Raw genomic sequence first — 14,862 nt, forward strand, 5'->3', positions numbered from 1 at the left:
GCGGGCGAACGCTATTCCCCTGACTCTCCGTCGGCTGGCTCCGAGGGAGCGTGCACCCGCACCCGAGTGATGCGGTGGCCGTCCACCTCGGCCACCTCGAGGGTGTGGTCGCCCACGACGACCTGGTCTCCGACCTCGCCCATGCGGGCCAGGCGCTGGAGCAGGTATCCCGCGACGGTCTCGTAGGCACCGTCCTCGAGCTCCAGGCCCGTGCGCTCGCCGAACTCCTCCAGGGTGAGCCCCGCCTCGACGGTGGCCGGGTCGCCGGCCGCGGCCAGCGCCGCGTCCTGGTCGTACTCGTCCTGGATGTCCCCGACGAGCTCCTCGATGAGGTCCTCGAGCGTGACGATGCCGTCGGTGCCGCCGTACTCGTCGATGACGAGGGCCAGGTGGGCGCCGCGGTGACGCAGGGCGTTGAGCGAGCCGAGCACTCGGTTGGTGCCGGGCAGCACGACCAGGTCGCGCACGATGTCCCGGACCCTGCCCTCGTGGTCGTCGGCGTGGCCGAGGAGGTCGCGCAGGTGGACGTAGCCCAGGATGTTGTCGAAGTCGCGACCTGTCACCGGGTAGCGCGTGAACGGAAGCGTCGTGATCGTCTCGACGGCCTGCGCCAGGGTGAGGTCGTCGTCGAGGAACGCGACGTCGGTGCGCGGGGTCATCACCTCGACGAGCAGGCGGTCGCCGGCCTCGAACACGTCGTCGACGATGGCGCGCTCCTCCATCGGGATGTCCTCGTGGCCGGCGATCATCACGCGCAGCTCGGCCTCGTCCACGTCGTCACCCGACTCGTCGGGGTTGCCGCCGAGCAGACGGACCAGCGCGTTGGTCGAGAGCGAGAGCAGCCAGATCACCGGGGTCATGAACGTCGCGAACTTGCCCAGCGGCGGGGCGAAGAGTCGTGCCACGCCCACCGACCGCTGCAGCGCCAGCCGCTTGGGGACGAGCTCACCCAGCACCAGGGACAGGTAGGACACCACCAGCGTGGTCACGACCAGCGAGACCGTGTCGGGGCCGGGCACGCCGAGCCGCTCGAAGGTGGGCGCAAAGGACGGCGCGAGCGTGGAGGCACCGAACGCGGCGGAGAAGAACCCGGCGACCGTCACGCCGATCTGGACGGCGGAGAGGAACCGGTTGGGGTCGCGGGCCAGGCTCGCGACGGCCGTGCCGCGCCCTCCCTCCACCGAGAGCCGCTCGACCTGGCCGGAGCGCAGCGACACCAGCGCCATCTCGGTGGCCGCGAAGACTCCGCCCATCAGGATGAACCCGACGACGAGCAGGATGTCGACGGCAGTCCCGGAGTCCATGGCCGACACGCTACAGACGGGCAGGTGGTCCGGACGCCGCTACTCCAACGGCTGCTCGCCGCCCTGTGGTCCGCGCACCCACTGGGCGAGCGCTTCGGCACCTGGACCTGAGAGGTCGTCGAGGAGCGCGGACCGTCCGCAGAGGGCCAGCGCCAGCGCGGCTGCGCTCCCCTGCACCCGCGGCCCCTGCCCGTGGGTCCACTCGACGTCCTGGGCGACGAGGGTGACCTCCGGGAGGTCCGGGCCGACGAAGCCTCGTCGCGCCTGGGGGCCGACCAGCCACGTGAGCGCCTGCTGCCAGTGCTCGGCGGGGCGGTCGACGGGGAGACCGAGAGGCACGGCGACGTCGAGGGTGTGCACGAGGACGTCGGCGAGCTGGGATGCGGTGCCGAGGCCGGGTGGCGCCTTCTGCTGGTCGGCGTGGTCGCGCAGGTCGGCCACGATCGCCGCCATCGGGACATGTCCGCTGTCCCGCACGATCCGCTCGCTTGCCTTGTGGGGGTTGAACCCCGCACCCGCCAGCACGACGAGGAATTGCAGGAGTCCCCCGCCGACCGTCGGCGCCACATGGGCCGCCACGTCCTTGACCGTCCACGCCGAGCACAGGCTGTCGGTCGACCACTGCTCCGGGGTCAGCCCCTCCAGGAGGTCAGCGAGCGCGAGCCTGTCCTCGCGCACCAAGGTCCAGATGTCCACGGCTCATGAAAGCAGGTCTGTCGCGTTGTCGTGGCAGACCGCCCGCAGCCACTGCTCCCCCAGGTCCAGCCGCTCCAGCGCCTCGAGCTGGTGGACGTAGGGGTAGGGGATGTTGGGGAAGTCGGAGCCGAGGAAGACCTTTCCGCCCAGCCCGAGGTCGCGGAGCCGGGGCAGCAGCTCGGCGGGGTAGCGGCCCCCCATCTCCTCGAAGAAGTCGGTGAACGCCATCGTCGTGTCGAGCGCGACCCGCTCGTGGTCCTCGGCGAGGGCGAGGAAGTCGGCGTACTCCGGGGCACCGGCGTGGGCGATCACCAGTCGCAGCCGCGGGTGGCGCTGCAGCAGCTCGGCGACCGGGCCGGGGCCGGTGAGCGGCGTGGGCACCGGGCCACTGCCCGCGTGGAGCACGACCGGCGTCCCCGCCTCGGCCAGCGCTCCCCAGGCGTCGTCGAGGAGCGGGTGGCGTACGTCGAAGCCGCCGACCTGGACGTGCACCTTCCAGACCTGCACCGACTCCAGGCGCTCCGTGACGTACGACGTCGCCTCGGTCTCGGGGTAGAAGGTGCCGCACACGAGTGCCTCGGGTGTGCGCTCGGCGTATCCGGCCGCCCAGTCGTTGAGCCAGTCAGCCATCCCGGGCCTGTGGGCGTAGGGCAGGGCGGTCCAGCGCAGCACCCCGAACGAGCGCAGGGTCTCGGCGAGCGCCTCGTCCGCGTCGCGGTAGTGCAGCGGCCACTCCCGCCCGATGAGCGGGCCCGCCGAGTCGAACTGGGCCCGCACCTTGGCCATCACCTGTGGGGGAAGGAAGTGGGTGTGCAGGTCGACCAGGCCGGGCAGCCCGATCCGTGCCGCCCACGCGGTGGGTGTCATCCGCGGCCCGCCCCTAGTCCTGGTAGCCCTTGAGCCGGCGCTGGACGGCCTGCTCCTTCTCCCGGTTGGCCTGGCGCTCGGCCAGCGAGTGGCGCTTGTCGTAGGCCTTCTTGCCTCGCGCCAGCCCGATCTCGACCTTGGCGCGGCCGTCCTTGAAGTAGAGCGCGAGCGGCACGATGGTGTAGCCCTTGTCGGTGATCTTGCGCTCGATCTTGGCGATCTCGGAGCGGTTGAGCAGGAGCTTGCGGCGGCGTCGCGCGGAGTGGTTGGTCCAGGTGCCCTGGGTGTATTCGGGGATGTGGACGCCCAGCAGCCACACCTCGCCGTTGTCCACCTCGGCGAAGCCGTCCATCAACGAGGCGCGCCCCATCCGCAGCGACTTGACCTCGGTCCCCATCAGGACGAGCCCGGCCTCCCAGGTGTCCTCGATGTGGTAGTCGTGGCGCGCCTTCTTGTTCTGCGCGACCATCTTCTGGCCTTGCTCCTTCGGCATCCGGCCATTCTCTCAGTCGATGTCCAACCGGATTCGGCGGGTTTCGAGACGGTCGCTGCGCGACCTCCTCAACCAGCGACGGTATGACTCAGAACCAGTTCATCGGGTCGACCGGGCGACCGTTGGCCAGCACCGTGTAGTGCAGGTGGCAGGCCGTCGACCAGCCGGTGTCGCCGGTGTAGCCCACGACCTCGCCGCGCGAGACCTGCGCGCCGACGCCGACGGTGTAGCGGCTGGCGTGGTTGTAGATCGCGGCCAGGCTGACCCCGCGCTGGACGCCGTAGTCGACGACGAGGCGCTGGCCGTAGACCGCGCTCCAGTAGGACGCCACCACGCGACCGTCGGCGGACGCGCGCATCGGGACGCCACAGCCGCCGCCGAAGTCGACGCCGTCGTGGAGGCCCCAGTAGTGGTAGATCGGGTGGTCGCGGTAGCCGAACGGCGAGGTGACGTAGGTGCTGACCGGCCAGCTCAGGGTGCCCCCGCTGGGCGCGTCGGCTCCGGCACGGGCGTTGGCACGGGCGGCGCGGGCCCGGGCACGGCGCAGCGCGGCGAGGGCACGGCGGCGCAGCATCTCCTTGATCTTGGCGTCCTGCCTCTGGAGCACGCGGAGCTTGGCGGCGTCGGCCGCACGCGCCTTGCGGGCCTCGCGCTGGGCGGCGGAGCGCTCGCTCACGAGGCCGGCGACGGTCGTGCGCGCGGCCTCCTTCTCGGCCTCCAGCTGCTGCCGCAGGGCCAGCTGCTCGGCCGCGGCCTTGCGCTGGACGGCGACGACGTCGCGGGCCTCGGTCACCTGGCGCTCGCGGACCTCGAGCAGCACCTCGGTGGCCTTCAGCTCGTCGTACGCCCGCACCTCCTGGCCCACGACCACGTCACGGACGCCCTCCTGGCGGGTGAGGTCCTCGGTGGTGTCGGCGTTGACCAGGGAGGAGAATGCGAGGAGCTCGGGATCTCCCTCGGAGTACATGTCGGCCACCATGGAGGCGACGTGCTGGCGCTGCTCGTCGCGGGCGACGCGGCCGGCCTCGAGCTCGGCCTCGGCGGCAGCCAGCTCGGCCTCTGCCTCGGCGAGGGCCGCCTGCATGGCGGCGTCCTTCTCCTCTGCCACCTCGAGCTTGCCCCGTGCAGTGGCGAGCTCGGCCTGGGCGGCGGTGAGCTGGGTGCGTGCGGCCTCGAGCCGGCTCGTGGCCTTGCTCAGCGCCGCGCTGGAGTGGTCGAGGTCGGTCTCGGCGCCCTTGAGCTTCTTCTGCACGTGGCGCTGCTTGTTCTTGAGGTCGTCGGCAGCGGACACCCCGGCGGTCGCTGAGGTCTGGGGGGCTGAGGTGGCGCCCACGGCCATGACCACGGCAAAGGATGCTGCGGCCAGGCGGCGGCGGGCGGTACGGGGGAAGAGACGCACCGTGCTGCCTTCATGTGTTCGGGGAAGTGGTGTCCCTGGGACGGGACACGATGACGCTAACCCCCCGAGATCACACTTTGAGGTATTTGCGTGTCAGTACGAGTGTCGGAAGCAACGTGAGCAGCGGCCCGAGCACCGCCACGGAGGCGAAGGCCATCCAGAACTCCGACCAGCCGATCCAGGGAATGAACTTCAGCTGGTTGGCCGAGAGCCGCTCGATCCCGAAGTAGACGAAGCCCGCCAGGGTCCCCCCGGCGAGCAGCACGCCCACGATCGCGGTGACCAGCGCCTCGAGGAGGAACGGCAGCGCGATGTAGAGCGTCGAGGCGCCGATCCACCGCATGATGCCGATCTCCTTGCGCCGCGCGAACGCCGCCAGCCGGATCGTGTTGGCCACCAGGAGGAGGGCGGCGAAGACCAGGAAGGCGGCCGTGCCGAGCGCCACCGACTGCATCGCCTTCATCATCCACAGGATGGGCGCGATCTGGTCGCGCATGTCGCGCACCTTCGCGACCCCGTCGAGGCCCTGGACCGCGCTGGTGATGCCTTCGTACTTCTCGGGGTCCTCCAGGGTGATCCAGATGCTCTGCGGCATGTCGTCGACGGTGATCGCCGGGTTGTCGCCGGCGAAGAGCTCGGCACCGTAGAGCTCACGAGCCTTGTCGAGGGCCTGCTGGCTGGACTCGAAGCGGTAGGTCGCCACCTCGGGGTTCTCCTCCACCACCGTCGCGATCTCGGCCTTCTGCGCGTCCGTCACATCGTTGGGGCACACCGGGGTCGGGTCGTTGGAGCGGCACAGGTAGACGGTGATCTGGAGCTCGTTGCCCCACTGCTCGGCAGCCTTGGCGGCCTGCTGGTTGAACATCACGCCCACACCGACCAGCGTCAGCGAGACGAACAGGGTCAGCACCACGGCCAGGTGCATCGTCAGGTTGCGACGCAGGCCCTGGCCGAGCTCGGAGAAGACATAACGAAGCTGCATGAAGGAGGGGCTCCCGGTCGAAGAGGTCGGGTCGGAGGTCTGTGGTGGCTAGTTCTGGACGCCGTAGACGCCCTGCGCCTGGTCGCGGATGACGTGGCCGTGGTCCAGCTCGATGACGCGCTTGCGCATCTGGTCGACGATCCCGGCGTCGTGGGTCGCCATCACGACGGTCGTGCCGGTGCGGTTGATGCGGTCGAGCAGCTTCATGATGCCGACCGAGGTGTTGGGGTCGAGGTTTCCCGTGGGCTCGTCGGCGATCAGGATCATCGGCCGGTTGACGAAGGCGCGCGCGACGGCGACGCGCTGCTGCTCGCCGCCGGAGAGCTCGTCGGGCATCCGGTCGCCCTTGCCGGTCAGGCCCACCAGCTCGAGCGTCTCGGGGACCAGCTGGTTGATCTCCTTGCGGGACTTGCCGAGCACCTGCAGGGCGAAGGCGACGTTCTCGCTGACGGTCTTGTTGGGGAGCAGGCGGAAGTCCTGGAAGACCGTGCCGATGTCGCGGCGCAGTCGCGGCACCTTCCAGCTGGCCAGCCGGTCGATCTCCTTGCCGGCGACGTAGACGCGGCCGCTGGTGGGACGGTACTCGCGCAGCACCAGCCGCAGGAAGGTCGACTTGCCGGACCCCGAGGACCCCACGAGGAAGACGAACTCGCCCTTCTCGATGTCGACCGAGACGCGGTCGAGCGCGGGGTTGGGGTGGCCGGGATAGGTCTTGGTGACCTTCTCGAAACGAATCACGCGTCGAGGTTACGCGAGGGGGGTACGGCGACCGTCCCCCACGCGCGGGACAGAGATTCTCATCCTGCGATGCAACCGGGCACTAGCCTCCGGCGTGTTGATCTCGTAGGCGCCGCACAGGGCGTCACAGGGAAGACGGGGACGATCCATGGGGCCAGCGCCCGAGCAGGAGTTCGCGCAGTTCTACGACGCGACGTGGCCGCGCACCCTGGCGTGCACCTACGCCATGACCGGCGAGATCGGCGTGGCCGAGGAGCTGGCCCAGGAGGCCTACACGCGGGCATGGGCGCGCTGGTCCCAGATCGCGCGGTACGACGAGCCGGGCGCGTGGGTGCGCCAGGTGGCGACACGCCTGGCCGTGAGCAGGTGGAGGCGGAGCCGGGCGGCCAGGTCCTGGCAGCAGCGCCACCGCCACGTGATCGAGGTCGACGGCCCGAGCGAGACCTCTGCGCTGCTGATCACCGCCCTGCGCCAGCTCCCCGAGGCCCAGCGCCGCGCGATCGTCCTCCACCACCTCGCGGACTTCCCGGTCGAGGAGGTCGCCCGCCTCGAGAAGTGCCCCAGCGGCACCGTCAAGGCGCGTCTCTCCCGCGGCCGCGCCGCGCTCGGCGAGATCCTCGCCGACCCCAGCCAGAACGGAGCACCCACGCATGCCTGAGAGCCACGCCCGCGACCTCGACCTCGACGAGGCCTTCGACTCCCTTGCCCGCGACCTCGGCGCCCGACCGGGCGCGCCGGGAGCGTCTGCCGCCGTCGCGACCGTCCGGCGCCGGCGTCGTACGACGCTCGCTGCGGTCGGCGCGGCGGTCGCCGTCGTCGTCGCCGCGGTGGCGCTCCCCCAGCTCACGGGAGGAACGAGCAACGACGAGCGCCGCGACGTGGCCACGACCGGCGACGGGGCCGTCTTCACCGGCGCCGCCTTCAGCGACGCCACCGACGGGTGGACAGGGCCCTGGCACGAGGCGACCAAGGGCGACTCCATGGAGGAGGTCGCGTTCGGGCAGGCGGCGTGCCTCGACCAGCTGCGGGGCGCGGGAACCAACGTCACGCCCCGCCGCTTCGGAGACGTGGTCCTGGTCTCGGAGACAGGCAGGTCTGCGGCATTCGTGACGTTCGGGGAGTTCCGCACCGCCGCGGACGCGGCGACGGTGATCGACATGTACGCCCCCAGTGCGCTCGAGGATGCGTGCGGAGTCGTCCCCGACGTCTCCACCGTCGGGTCCACCGAGGCCCGCCATCTCCACGTTCCCGACGGGTCGTCGAAACCGGCAGCCGACGTGTGGTTGGCCTTCGACGGTCCCCGGATCGCGATGCTCGCCGTCGTCGCCCCTGATGCCGCACCAGCAGAGGTGCAGGAACGTGTCGCGGAGCTGCTGGACCGCGCGATGGACGCGGACATCAGCTTCGAGTCCTCCATGACGCGGGTCGAGGAGGGGTCGGGCGACTCAGCCTCGTCCAGCGACGTCGTGCCGTACTACACCCCCCTCACCCGCGCCGCCGTGGCACGGGCAACGGGTGGATGGCCGGCCCGGGTCACCACCAGCTCCGAGCTGCCGTGCACCGCGACCTTCCCCCTCAGCGCTCAGTCCTGGGGGTCGGCGTCGAGCGCCCGCTTGGGCTTCACCACCTCCCAAGCAGGCCTGGAGACCGAGGACGCAGCCCGCGCGTCGGTGGACGAGGTTGCCGACACGCTCGCCTCCTGCCAGCGGGCCGCGTGGGCCGTCACCACCGGCACGTTGCGCGGCGACCGGACGCTGTCCGCGTCGTCGGCGGAGGGCACCTTCGTGCTCGCCCAGCGCGGCGCCACCCTCGCGTGGGTCGCGATCGGCGAGCCCGACGCGCCGGAGCCTGCGGTGCAGGCCATCGCCTCGCTCCTCCACGACACTCTGGCCGTGGGAGGCGACGCCGAGAAGCGCTGATCAGGCGTCTGCCTTCTCCGCACCGCGGCGCCAGCGGATGCCGGCCTCCATGAAGTCGTCGAGCGCCCCGTCGAACACCGCGGCGGGGTTGCCGGACTCGTGGCCGGTGCGCAGGTCCTTGACCACCTGGTAGGGGTTGAGCACGTAGTTGCGCATCTGGTCGCCCCAGCTCGCGGCGACGTCGCCCTTGAGGTCCTTCTTCAGCGCGGCCTCCTCCGCCTTCTTGAGCGCGAGGAGCTTGGCCTTGAGCACCACCATGGCGGAGGCCTTGTTCTGCAGCTGGGACTTCTCGTTCTGACAGGAGACGACCGTCCCGGTCGGGATGTGCGTCAGTCGTACGGCGGAGTCGGTGGTGTTGACCGACTGGCCGCCAGGTCCGCCGGAGCGGTAGACGTCGGTGCGGATGTCGTTCTCGTCGATCTCGATCTCGTCGGTCTGCTCGAGCACCGGGATGACCTCGACGGCCGCGAAGGACGTCTGGCGCCGGCCCTGGTTGTCGAAGGGGCTGATCCGCACCAGGCGGTGGGTCCCGGACTCGACCGACAGGGTGCCGTAGGCGTAGGGCGCCCTGATGGCGAACTCGGCCGACTTGATGCCGGCCTCCTCGGCGTAGGAGACGTCATAGACCTCGACGCCGTACTTGTGCTGCTCGGCCCAGCGCGTGTACATCCGCATGAGCATCTCGGCGAAGTCGGCCGCGTCGACCCCGCCGGCGCCCGAGCGGATGCTCACGATGGCGTCGCGCTCGTCGTACTCTCCCGACAGGAGCGTGCGGATCTCGAGCGACTCGACGGACTTCTTGATGCGGGTGAGCTCTCGCTCGGAGTCGGCGAGCGTCTCGGCGTCGCCCTCCTCCTGGCCCATCTCGACCATGAGCGCGAGGTCCTCGATGCGGGACTCCAGGCCGGTGAAGCGGTCGAGCTCGCCCTGCAGCGCGGAGAGGCGGCCGGTCACCCGGGTCGCGTTGGCCTGGTCGTCCCAGAGGTCGGGCGCGGCGACCTGCTCGCCGAGGTCGGCGACCTCGGTGCGCATCCGGTCGAGGTCGAGGACCTGGCCGATGGTCTTCATGGTCGCTCGCAGCTGTCGGATCTCGGTGTCGAACTCAATGCCTGCCACGAGGAGCAAGCCTACGGCCCCCGGCACGCCCGAGCGCCATCGCGCCCCGCGCAGAGCACCGACTGCTCAAGGGTGGCGGGCGAGCTCCTGGCGCAGTCGTTCGGTGACCTCCGGGGCCCAGTCGTCGGGCTGGAGCACGTTGACCCAGGCGGCGGCGTGCTCGCCGGAGAAGTTGTGGCCGTGCGCAGGCTGGGTCGAGAAGGCCCCGGCGAGGTCGGCGGACACCTGGAGGAAGGTGACCAGCGGCATCCACCGCATGGCGTCGGGCACGTCGTCGCCGCGCGCCTCCTCGAGCCAGTCGGGGCGCTCCAGGAGCAGGTCGGGGCTCCACCAGGTGACGGGGTCCGACGCGTGCTGGAGGTAGAGCACCCTGCTGTCCGGCCATGGCTGGTCCTCCGGCTGGGGACGCTCGGCGCGGGTGGTGAACCGGATGATCCGGCCCTGGCGGTAGACCGGCTCGATCTCCCGGGATCCCGCGTCCCGGTCGTCGATGAAGCTGCGGTAGAGCGGGTTGAAGTTGGGCGGACCGACCAGCAGCGCCCCGGAGGTGCGGTTCTTCAGGTCGTACTCGCCGCTGAAGGCCTCCTCCGCGCCGAACGAGCCCAGGCTCTCCCCGAACACGTAGAGCTCGGGACGGTCGTCGCTCGGCAGGGCGGACCAGCGCTCGTAGACGGCGTCGAAGAGCTCGCGGCCCGCCTCCCTCGCCCGGCCCGCGTCGACGAGGAAGGACAGCCACGAGGCGAGGTGGGAGTACTGCATGCCGACGATCGCGGAGTCGCCGCCGGTGACGTACTCAAACCCGCTCGCGGCGCTGGGCTCGACCCAGCCGGTGCCGGTCGTGGTGACCACGAGGAGGTGCCCGCGGTCGAAGCCGCCCGCGCGCTCGAGGTCGTCGACGGCCAGTGCAGCCCGCTCCTCGGCGTCGGCGGCGCTGTCGAGCCCGGCGAAGGCGCGGATCGGCTCCACCGCCGGGCGGTCGGTGAGCTCCTCGATCTCCTCGGCGTCCGGCCCTCGCCCCACGAAGGTCCGGCCCTCCCGCCCCAGCGAGTCCCACGGCACCAGCGACTCCTCGCTGCCCGACCGCAGCGATGTGGTGGGACGCTCGACACCGGCCGGGGTGTCCTGGTCGGCCAGGGCGAACGACGCGTCGAGGGCCCGCAGGCCGGCATCGGCCGCGACCCCGGTGAGCAGGGTCCACGCCACGAACGCGACGGCCACGACGCCCAGGACCCTCGCGGCCGACGGCTTGAGCCGGCGCTCCAGAAGTCCCACCACCCGGCGGGTCGACCAGCGGATGCCGCGGGCCAGCGCGATGAGGAGAGCGGCGACGAGGAGCGCGGCGACGGGGCTGAGCAACAGGTACGACACCGGCTCGGGGTCGGTCCCCGCGAGCCGGTGGGCGGTGTCCTGCCACCGCACGCCCAGGACCAGGCTGACCATGAGGGCCGCGGGGCCGCCGACCGCCAGCCCCCAGCGCGCCCACCAGGGCCAGGGCTCGCGCTCACGGTCGCGGAGGCCGCGCCAGCCCCAGGCGACGAGCACGCCGATGCCGTACCCCAGGGCCATGGCCACGCCGGTGACGATCCCCTGGAACAGCCCCGACCGCGGGAGCAGGGACGGCGTCATGGACAGGCAGCCGAGCACGACGGCCGTCGCGATCCCGGCAGGCAGCAGGCGCACACGAAGCAGCGCGGGCGGCACCCGAGCGATCCACGCCGCAGGCTCGGCCACGATCGATCACCTCCGCTGGACGACCCTCTCGAAGGCTAGGGGTTCGGCACGCCTCTTGTCGCGGACGATGATGGGCCGTGAAACAGCACACGCCCGGCCGGGTGGACCCGGCCGGGCGTGTGCGGTGGTGGAGCGGGTGTCAGCTGCAGAGGACCTCGGCGTCGGCGATCGCCGGGATGGCGGCGGCCGGAGCGGCGCTCGACGCGAAGTCGAAGCGGAGGCGGAACACGTCGGTCACCGACAGCTCCTCGTCAGCGGCGATGGTGCCCACGGCGAGGTTGTAGGTCGAGCGGACGGCGCCGTCGGTGCTGACCGCGATGGTGCCGGTGGACCCGGTCGCCGAGGTGTCGAGCAGCGCGTAGGTGCCGCGCAGCGTCGTGCACTTCTTGCCGAGGGTGTACTCGATGAACCCGGGCGTGCCGGCGGTCTCGGTCTGGATCGTCGGGTAGTAGTACTCGGTGGCGATGTAGCCGCTGTTGACCGTGACGGCGTTCTTGGCTCCGGACGGCATGTAGCCGAGCTTCTCCCAGGCCCAGACGGTCACCGACATCGGCTTGCTGTAGCCCTTCTTGATGCCGTCGTCGCCCGGCTTGAGGACGCGGTACTCGCGCTCGCCCCCACGGCTGGGCTTGTCCTTGAGCACGAAGGTGCCGTTCTTCTTGATCTTCGCGGTGTCGGTCTTGGCCCACTTCTTGTTGCCGTCGAGGCGCTGCTGGAGGACGATCTTCTCGCCACGGGCGTTGGGCTTGACCCGGCCCTTGACCTTGATCTTGTCCTCGCCGGCGACGGCCTCGGTCATGTTGACCTTGGCGATGACCTTGAACTTGGCCGCGGCCTTGCGGGCGTGCGGTGCGTCTGCGGAGGCGACCGCCGTGGCGGGGGTGGCCAGGGCCGCCACCGGCGCGAGGGCGATGAGTGCGACAGCCGCGATGCTGGTGCGAGACATGGTGTTCCCCAATCGGATCGAGTGCTACGCGCTCCACGGTGGTGCGCGTCGTTCGACAGGGAGATGCAGCGGTCACGAGAAAAGTTGCGGCAATCCCCGAGATTTCTTTCCGCCGCTCGGCATCCCCGCCCTCACTGTAGGGCGACGCCCATGGTCGGGCCGGTCAGCCACGCGGGGGCTTGAGGGGTTCGTCGACGTCTCGTCAGGACGGGATGCAGTACGCGGTGATCTTGAGGTTGCCCTGGCCCTGTCTTCCGTCAGGCAGGGTGCCGATCTTGGCGCCCCAGCTGCGCGCATCCTGCGGGCCGTTCACAGAGAGCGCGGCTCCGTTGCCGGCCATGATGATCTCGGCCCCGCCGCCGATGAGGACTTCGTCGTCGGCGCAGCTCACCACGCTGATTGCTCCCGCGGCGCCGTTCCCCACGGCACTGACCACCCGGAGGCCGACCAGGGCATTCGTGCCGTCCTTGCCGGCGGGGCCGACCTCGCCCTGGGGACCCGGTACGCCCTGCTCGCCCTGGGGACCCGGTACGCCGTGCTCGCCCTGTACGCCCTGTATGCCTCGCGCGCCCTGCTCGCCCTGCTCGCCGTGGGGACCCGGTACACCCTGCTCGCCCTGTACTCCTTGTGCGCCTGGCAGGCCCTGCGGCCCAGGTTCTCCGTGCTCGCCCTGCGGGCCTCGAGGACCGATCTCACCCGGCGGTCCGGCGACCCCGGCTGGACCAGGGAGCCCGTTCGCTCCCACAGGGAGGACGTCCCCGAAGTCGGCGACCCTGATGGAACCGTCCTTCACGTCCTTGGACGTGATGGTGCCGTTCTTGATGTCCTTGCCGCGGAGGGAGTTGTCGGCAACATCTTGGGAATCGATGAGTCGCTGTGCCACGGCGCCGGTGCCTGCCGACGCCACGACGACAATCGCCAATGAGGCCGCGGCGACAGGCGCGCTGACTCGTTCGAACATCTGTCTGTCTCCACATCGCGTCGTTGCCGATCATCCTCGCAACATCCGTCCCGGAAGACCGGAGAACAGGACAATCCCCGACATCAGCTGGAAGGGGCCGCTGTCGCGGCGATGTCAGCGCAGGACCGAGCCCCCCTCGCATCCGCGACGGCAGTTGGGATCAGGGCATCACGGTGACCGACGCGGTGCTGCTCGCCGCGACGATGGGCTGGGCCGGGGACCCAGGGATCTGCAGGGGCAGGTCGAGCGGTGCCTCGAGCGCGACGGTGACCGAGCGGTCCGCCTCGTGCACCACGACGCTGACGTCGATGCCGGGGTAGCGCTGCTGGGCGCGCGTGCGGACCAGGTAGTCGGCGACCGCCGCCCGGACCGCTTCTTCCTCCGGCATGAGTCGCTCGGCACCGACACCGTGCTCGTAGATGCCGTCAGCGCCGAGGTCGGCGCCGTACAACGCTGCGCCGTCCGCAAGGCTGTCGAGACCCTGCCGCTGCAGGTAGGCGGCCGAGGCGTCGATGACGACCACGATCGCCATCAGCAGGATGGTGGCGAAGCCGATGATCAGTACCGTCACCTGCCCGGCCTCGTCGCGGACTCTCATCGGCGGCTCGCGTCGGGCTGTTGCTCGGCGGTGGAGCTCTCGACGTACTGTCCGTAGGGGACTGTGTGGGTGGCGTCGAGCGCGAACGTGGCAGCACCCTCGCCGAGGATCTCCGGGGCCAGGGGAAGCGTGACGCTGGAGCGGACCCGCACGGTGATCACCGAGGTGCCGACCAGGCAGTTGCCAGGGTCAGGTGTCTCGCACGAGACGTCCACCGAGGCGGTCTGACCGGCCGCACCCTGGTCGGCCAGCACCTGCTGCGCAGCAAGCCGAGCCCGCTCACGACCGACAGCGTCGTCGGGTGCGAGCGCGTAGGCGCGTCCCGCCGCTCTTGCCGCGGCACTCACTGCGAAGGCCCCCTGCTGCACTTGGAAGACCGAGATGACGATCCACACCAGCGGCACCAGCAGGAGTACCGCCAGCCAGGTGAACTCGACCAGCGCACTGCCGCGATCGTCGCGGCGGCGGCGGGTCACTGCTGCTCCGCGACGGCATGCCCAGTCAGGCGCAGCTCGATCCTCGGCCCACCGATGCCCAGGATCGGCACGTCCGCGACCACGACCGCTTCGAAGCCGGCCGCGCCACCGACCGGCGACGCTCGCACGTCGACCTGCTGGGTGAAGCGCTCGGAGAGGGCACCGGCGATCAGCTCGCGTGTCTTGGCCTCTCCCATCGCGGCGGACGAGCCCGCCACGGCGGCGAAACGGGCGCCCTCCCCCGCAGCGGCAGCGAGGGTGTTGCGGACGTGGAGCACCAACGCCAGCTGGAGGATCCCGAGCACCAAGGGCAGCAGCAGCATCATCACGAGGACGAAGTCGACCACTGCCGAGCCACGCTCACCCCGGGCGCGGGGCGGGCGCAACGGTCACCCCCGAACCATGTCGAAGGCCGCGCCGAGCATGTCGCGCAGCTCGTCCTGGATGAACGGGAGCAAGGCCGCCACGACCGCCGCCGACATCACGGTGACCATCACCCAGCCCGGCACATCACCCCGCTCGTCGCGCTGCCGCCCGGGCACCTCGACGCGGCCGAGGGAAGTCAAGTGGAGGAGCAGCAGCCCCAAGATCGCATTGCACATGGCATTCCTTCTGTGTGGTGGGGTCAGGTGGAGA

General features: G+C 70.8%; 17 protein-coding genes. 2 read left to right on the plus strand and 15 right to left on the minus strand.

Annotation, left to right across the window (positions count from 1 at the left end; genetic code table 11):
• Positions 1–11 precede the first annotated feature (11 nt).
• From EXE58_RS02340 to ftsE, 7 genes are all read right to left on the minus strand, one after another.
• On the minus strand, positions 12–1,304 hold the full coding sequence (locus EXE58_RS02340) for a hemolysin family protein (RefSeq protein WP_135266392.1): 1,293 nt from the start codon (positions 1,302–1,304) through the stop codon (positions 12–14).
• 39 nt (positions 1,305–1,343) lie between these two features.
• Complete coding sequence (locus EXE58_RS02345; RefSeq protein WP_135266393.1) at positions 1,344–2,000, minus strand: maleylpyruvate isomerase family mycothiol-dependent enzyme; 657 nt, start codon at positions 1,998–2,000, stop codon at positions 1,344–1,346.
• 3 nt (positions 2,001–2,003) lie between these two features.
• Complete coding sequence (locus tag EXE58_RS02350; RefSeq protein ID WP_135266394.1) at positions 2,004–2,867, minus strand: amidohydrolase family protein; 864 nt, start codon at positions 2,865–2,867, stop codon at positions 2,004–2,006.
• 13 nt (positions 2,868–2,880) lie between these two features.
• Entirely contained in the window at positions 2,881–3,360 is a 480-nt protein-coding gene (smpB, locus tag EXE58_RS02355; RefSeq protein WP_135266395.1) for an SsrA-binding protein SmpB, read from the minus strand.
• A gap of 88 nt (positions 3,361–3,448) precedes the next feature.
• The gene (locus EXE58_RS02360; protein WP_135266396.1) at positions 3,449–4,759 is read right to left on the minus strand and encodes a M23 family metallopeptidase; all 1,311 of its coding nucleotides are present in this window, start codon (positions 4,757–4,759) and stop codon (positions 3,449–3,451) included.
• Between the two features lie 70 nt (positions 4,760–4,829).
• Complete coding sequence (gene ftsX, locus EXE58_RS02365; RefSeq protein ID WP_135266397.1) at positions 4,830–5,741, minus strand: permease-like cell division protein FtsX; 912 nt, start codon at positions 5,739–5,741, stop codon at positions 4,830–4,832.
• 48 nt (positions 5,742–5,789) lie between these two features.
• Positions 5,790–6,479 (minus strand): cell division ATP-binding protein FtsE, encoded by a 690-nt coding sequence (gene ftsE, locus EXE58_RS02370; protein ID WP_135266398.1) that lies wholly within the window; start codon positions 6,477–6,479, stop codon positions 5,790–5,792.
• A gap of 148 nt (positions 6,480–6,627) precedes the next feature.
• Here ftsE and EXE58_RS02375 point away from each other — a divergent pair, with 148 nt between their 5' ends.
• On the plus strand, positions 6,628–7,137 hold the full coding sequence (locus EXE58_RS02375) for a SigE family RNA polymerase sigma factor (protein ID WP_135266399.1): 510 nt from the start codon (positions 6,628–6,630) through the stop codon (positions 7,135–7,137).
• Positions 7,130–8,398, plus strand: a complete 1,269-nt coding sequence (locus EXE58_RS02380; protein ID WP_135266400.1) for a hypothetical protein — start codon at positions 7,130–7,132, stop codon at positions 8,396–8,398. The genes EXE58_RS02375 and EXE58_RS02380 overlap by 8 nt, the downstream gene beginning before the upstream one ends.
• Here EXE58_RS02380 and prfB read toward each other — a convergent pair whose 3' ends face one another.
• The 8 genes from prfB to EXE58_RS02420 form a co-directional block, all read right to left on the minus strand.
• The gene (gene prfB / locus EXE58_RS02385) at positions 8,399–9,514 is read right to left on the minus strand and encodes a peptide chain release factor 2 (RefSeq protein ID WP_135266401.1); all 1,116 of its coding nucleotides are present in this window, start codon (positions 9,512–9,514) and stop codon (positions 8,399–8,401) included.
• A 66-nt stretch (positions 9,515–9,580) separates the two neighbouring features.
• Entirely contained in the window at positions 9,581–11,245 is a 1,665-nt protein-coding gene (locus EXE58_RS02390) for an alpha/beta hydrolase (RefSeq protein WP_135266402.1), read from the minus strand.
• Positions 11,246–11,384: 139 nt separating this feature from the next.
• The gene (locus EXE58_RS02395; RefSeq protein WP_135266403.1) at positions 11,385–12,191 is read right to left on the minus strand and encodes a DUF4369 domain-containing protein; all 807 of its coding nucleotides are present in this window, start codon (positions 12,189–12,191) and stop codon (positions 11,385–11,387) included.
• Between the two features lie 202 nt (positions 12,192–12,393).
• On the minus strand, positions 12,394–13,074 hold the full coding sequence (locus EXE58_RS02400; protein WP_167288632.1) for a collagen-like domain-containing protein: 681 nt from the start codon (positions 13,072–13,074) through the stop codon (positions 12,394–12,396).
• 238 nt (positions 13,075–13,312) lie between these two features.
• A complete protein-coding gene (locus tag EXE58_RS02405; RefSeq protein WP_244242385.1) occupies positions 13,313–13,723 on the minus strand; it encodes a pilus assembly protein TadG-related protein in 411 nt (136 codons plus the stop codon).
• Between the two features lie 23 nt (positions 13,724–13,746).
• A complete protein-coding gene (locus tag EXE58_RS02410; RefSeq protein ID WP_135266406.1) occupies positions 13,747–14,226 on the minus strand; it encodes a hypothetical protein in 480 nt (159 codons plus the stop codon).
• Positions 14,223–14,612: a TadE/TadG family type IV pilus assembly protein gene (locus EXE58_RS02415; RefSeq protein WP_244242386.1), complete on the minus strand. Its 390-nt coding sequence runs from the start codon at positions 14,610–14,612 to the stop codon at positions 14,223–14,225. The genes EXE58_RS02410 and EXE58_RS02415 overlap by 4 nt, the downstream gene beginning before the upstream one ends.
• Positions 14,613–14,615: 3 nt before the next feature.
• On the minus strand, positions 14,616–14,828 hold the full coding sequence (locus EXE58_RS02420) for a hypothetical protein (RefSeq protein WP_244242387.1): 213 nt from the start codon (positions 14,826–14,828) through the stop codon (positions 14,616–14,618).
• Positions 14,829–14,862 lie beyond the last annotated feature (34 nt).

This window comes from Nocardioides seonyuensis (genome assembly GCF_004683965.1).
Classification (GTDB): domain Bacteria; phylum Actinomycetota; class Actinomycetes; order Propionibacteriales; family Nocardioidaceae; genus Nocardioides; species Nocardioides seonyuensis.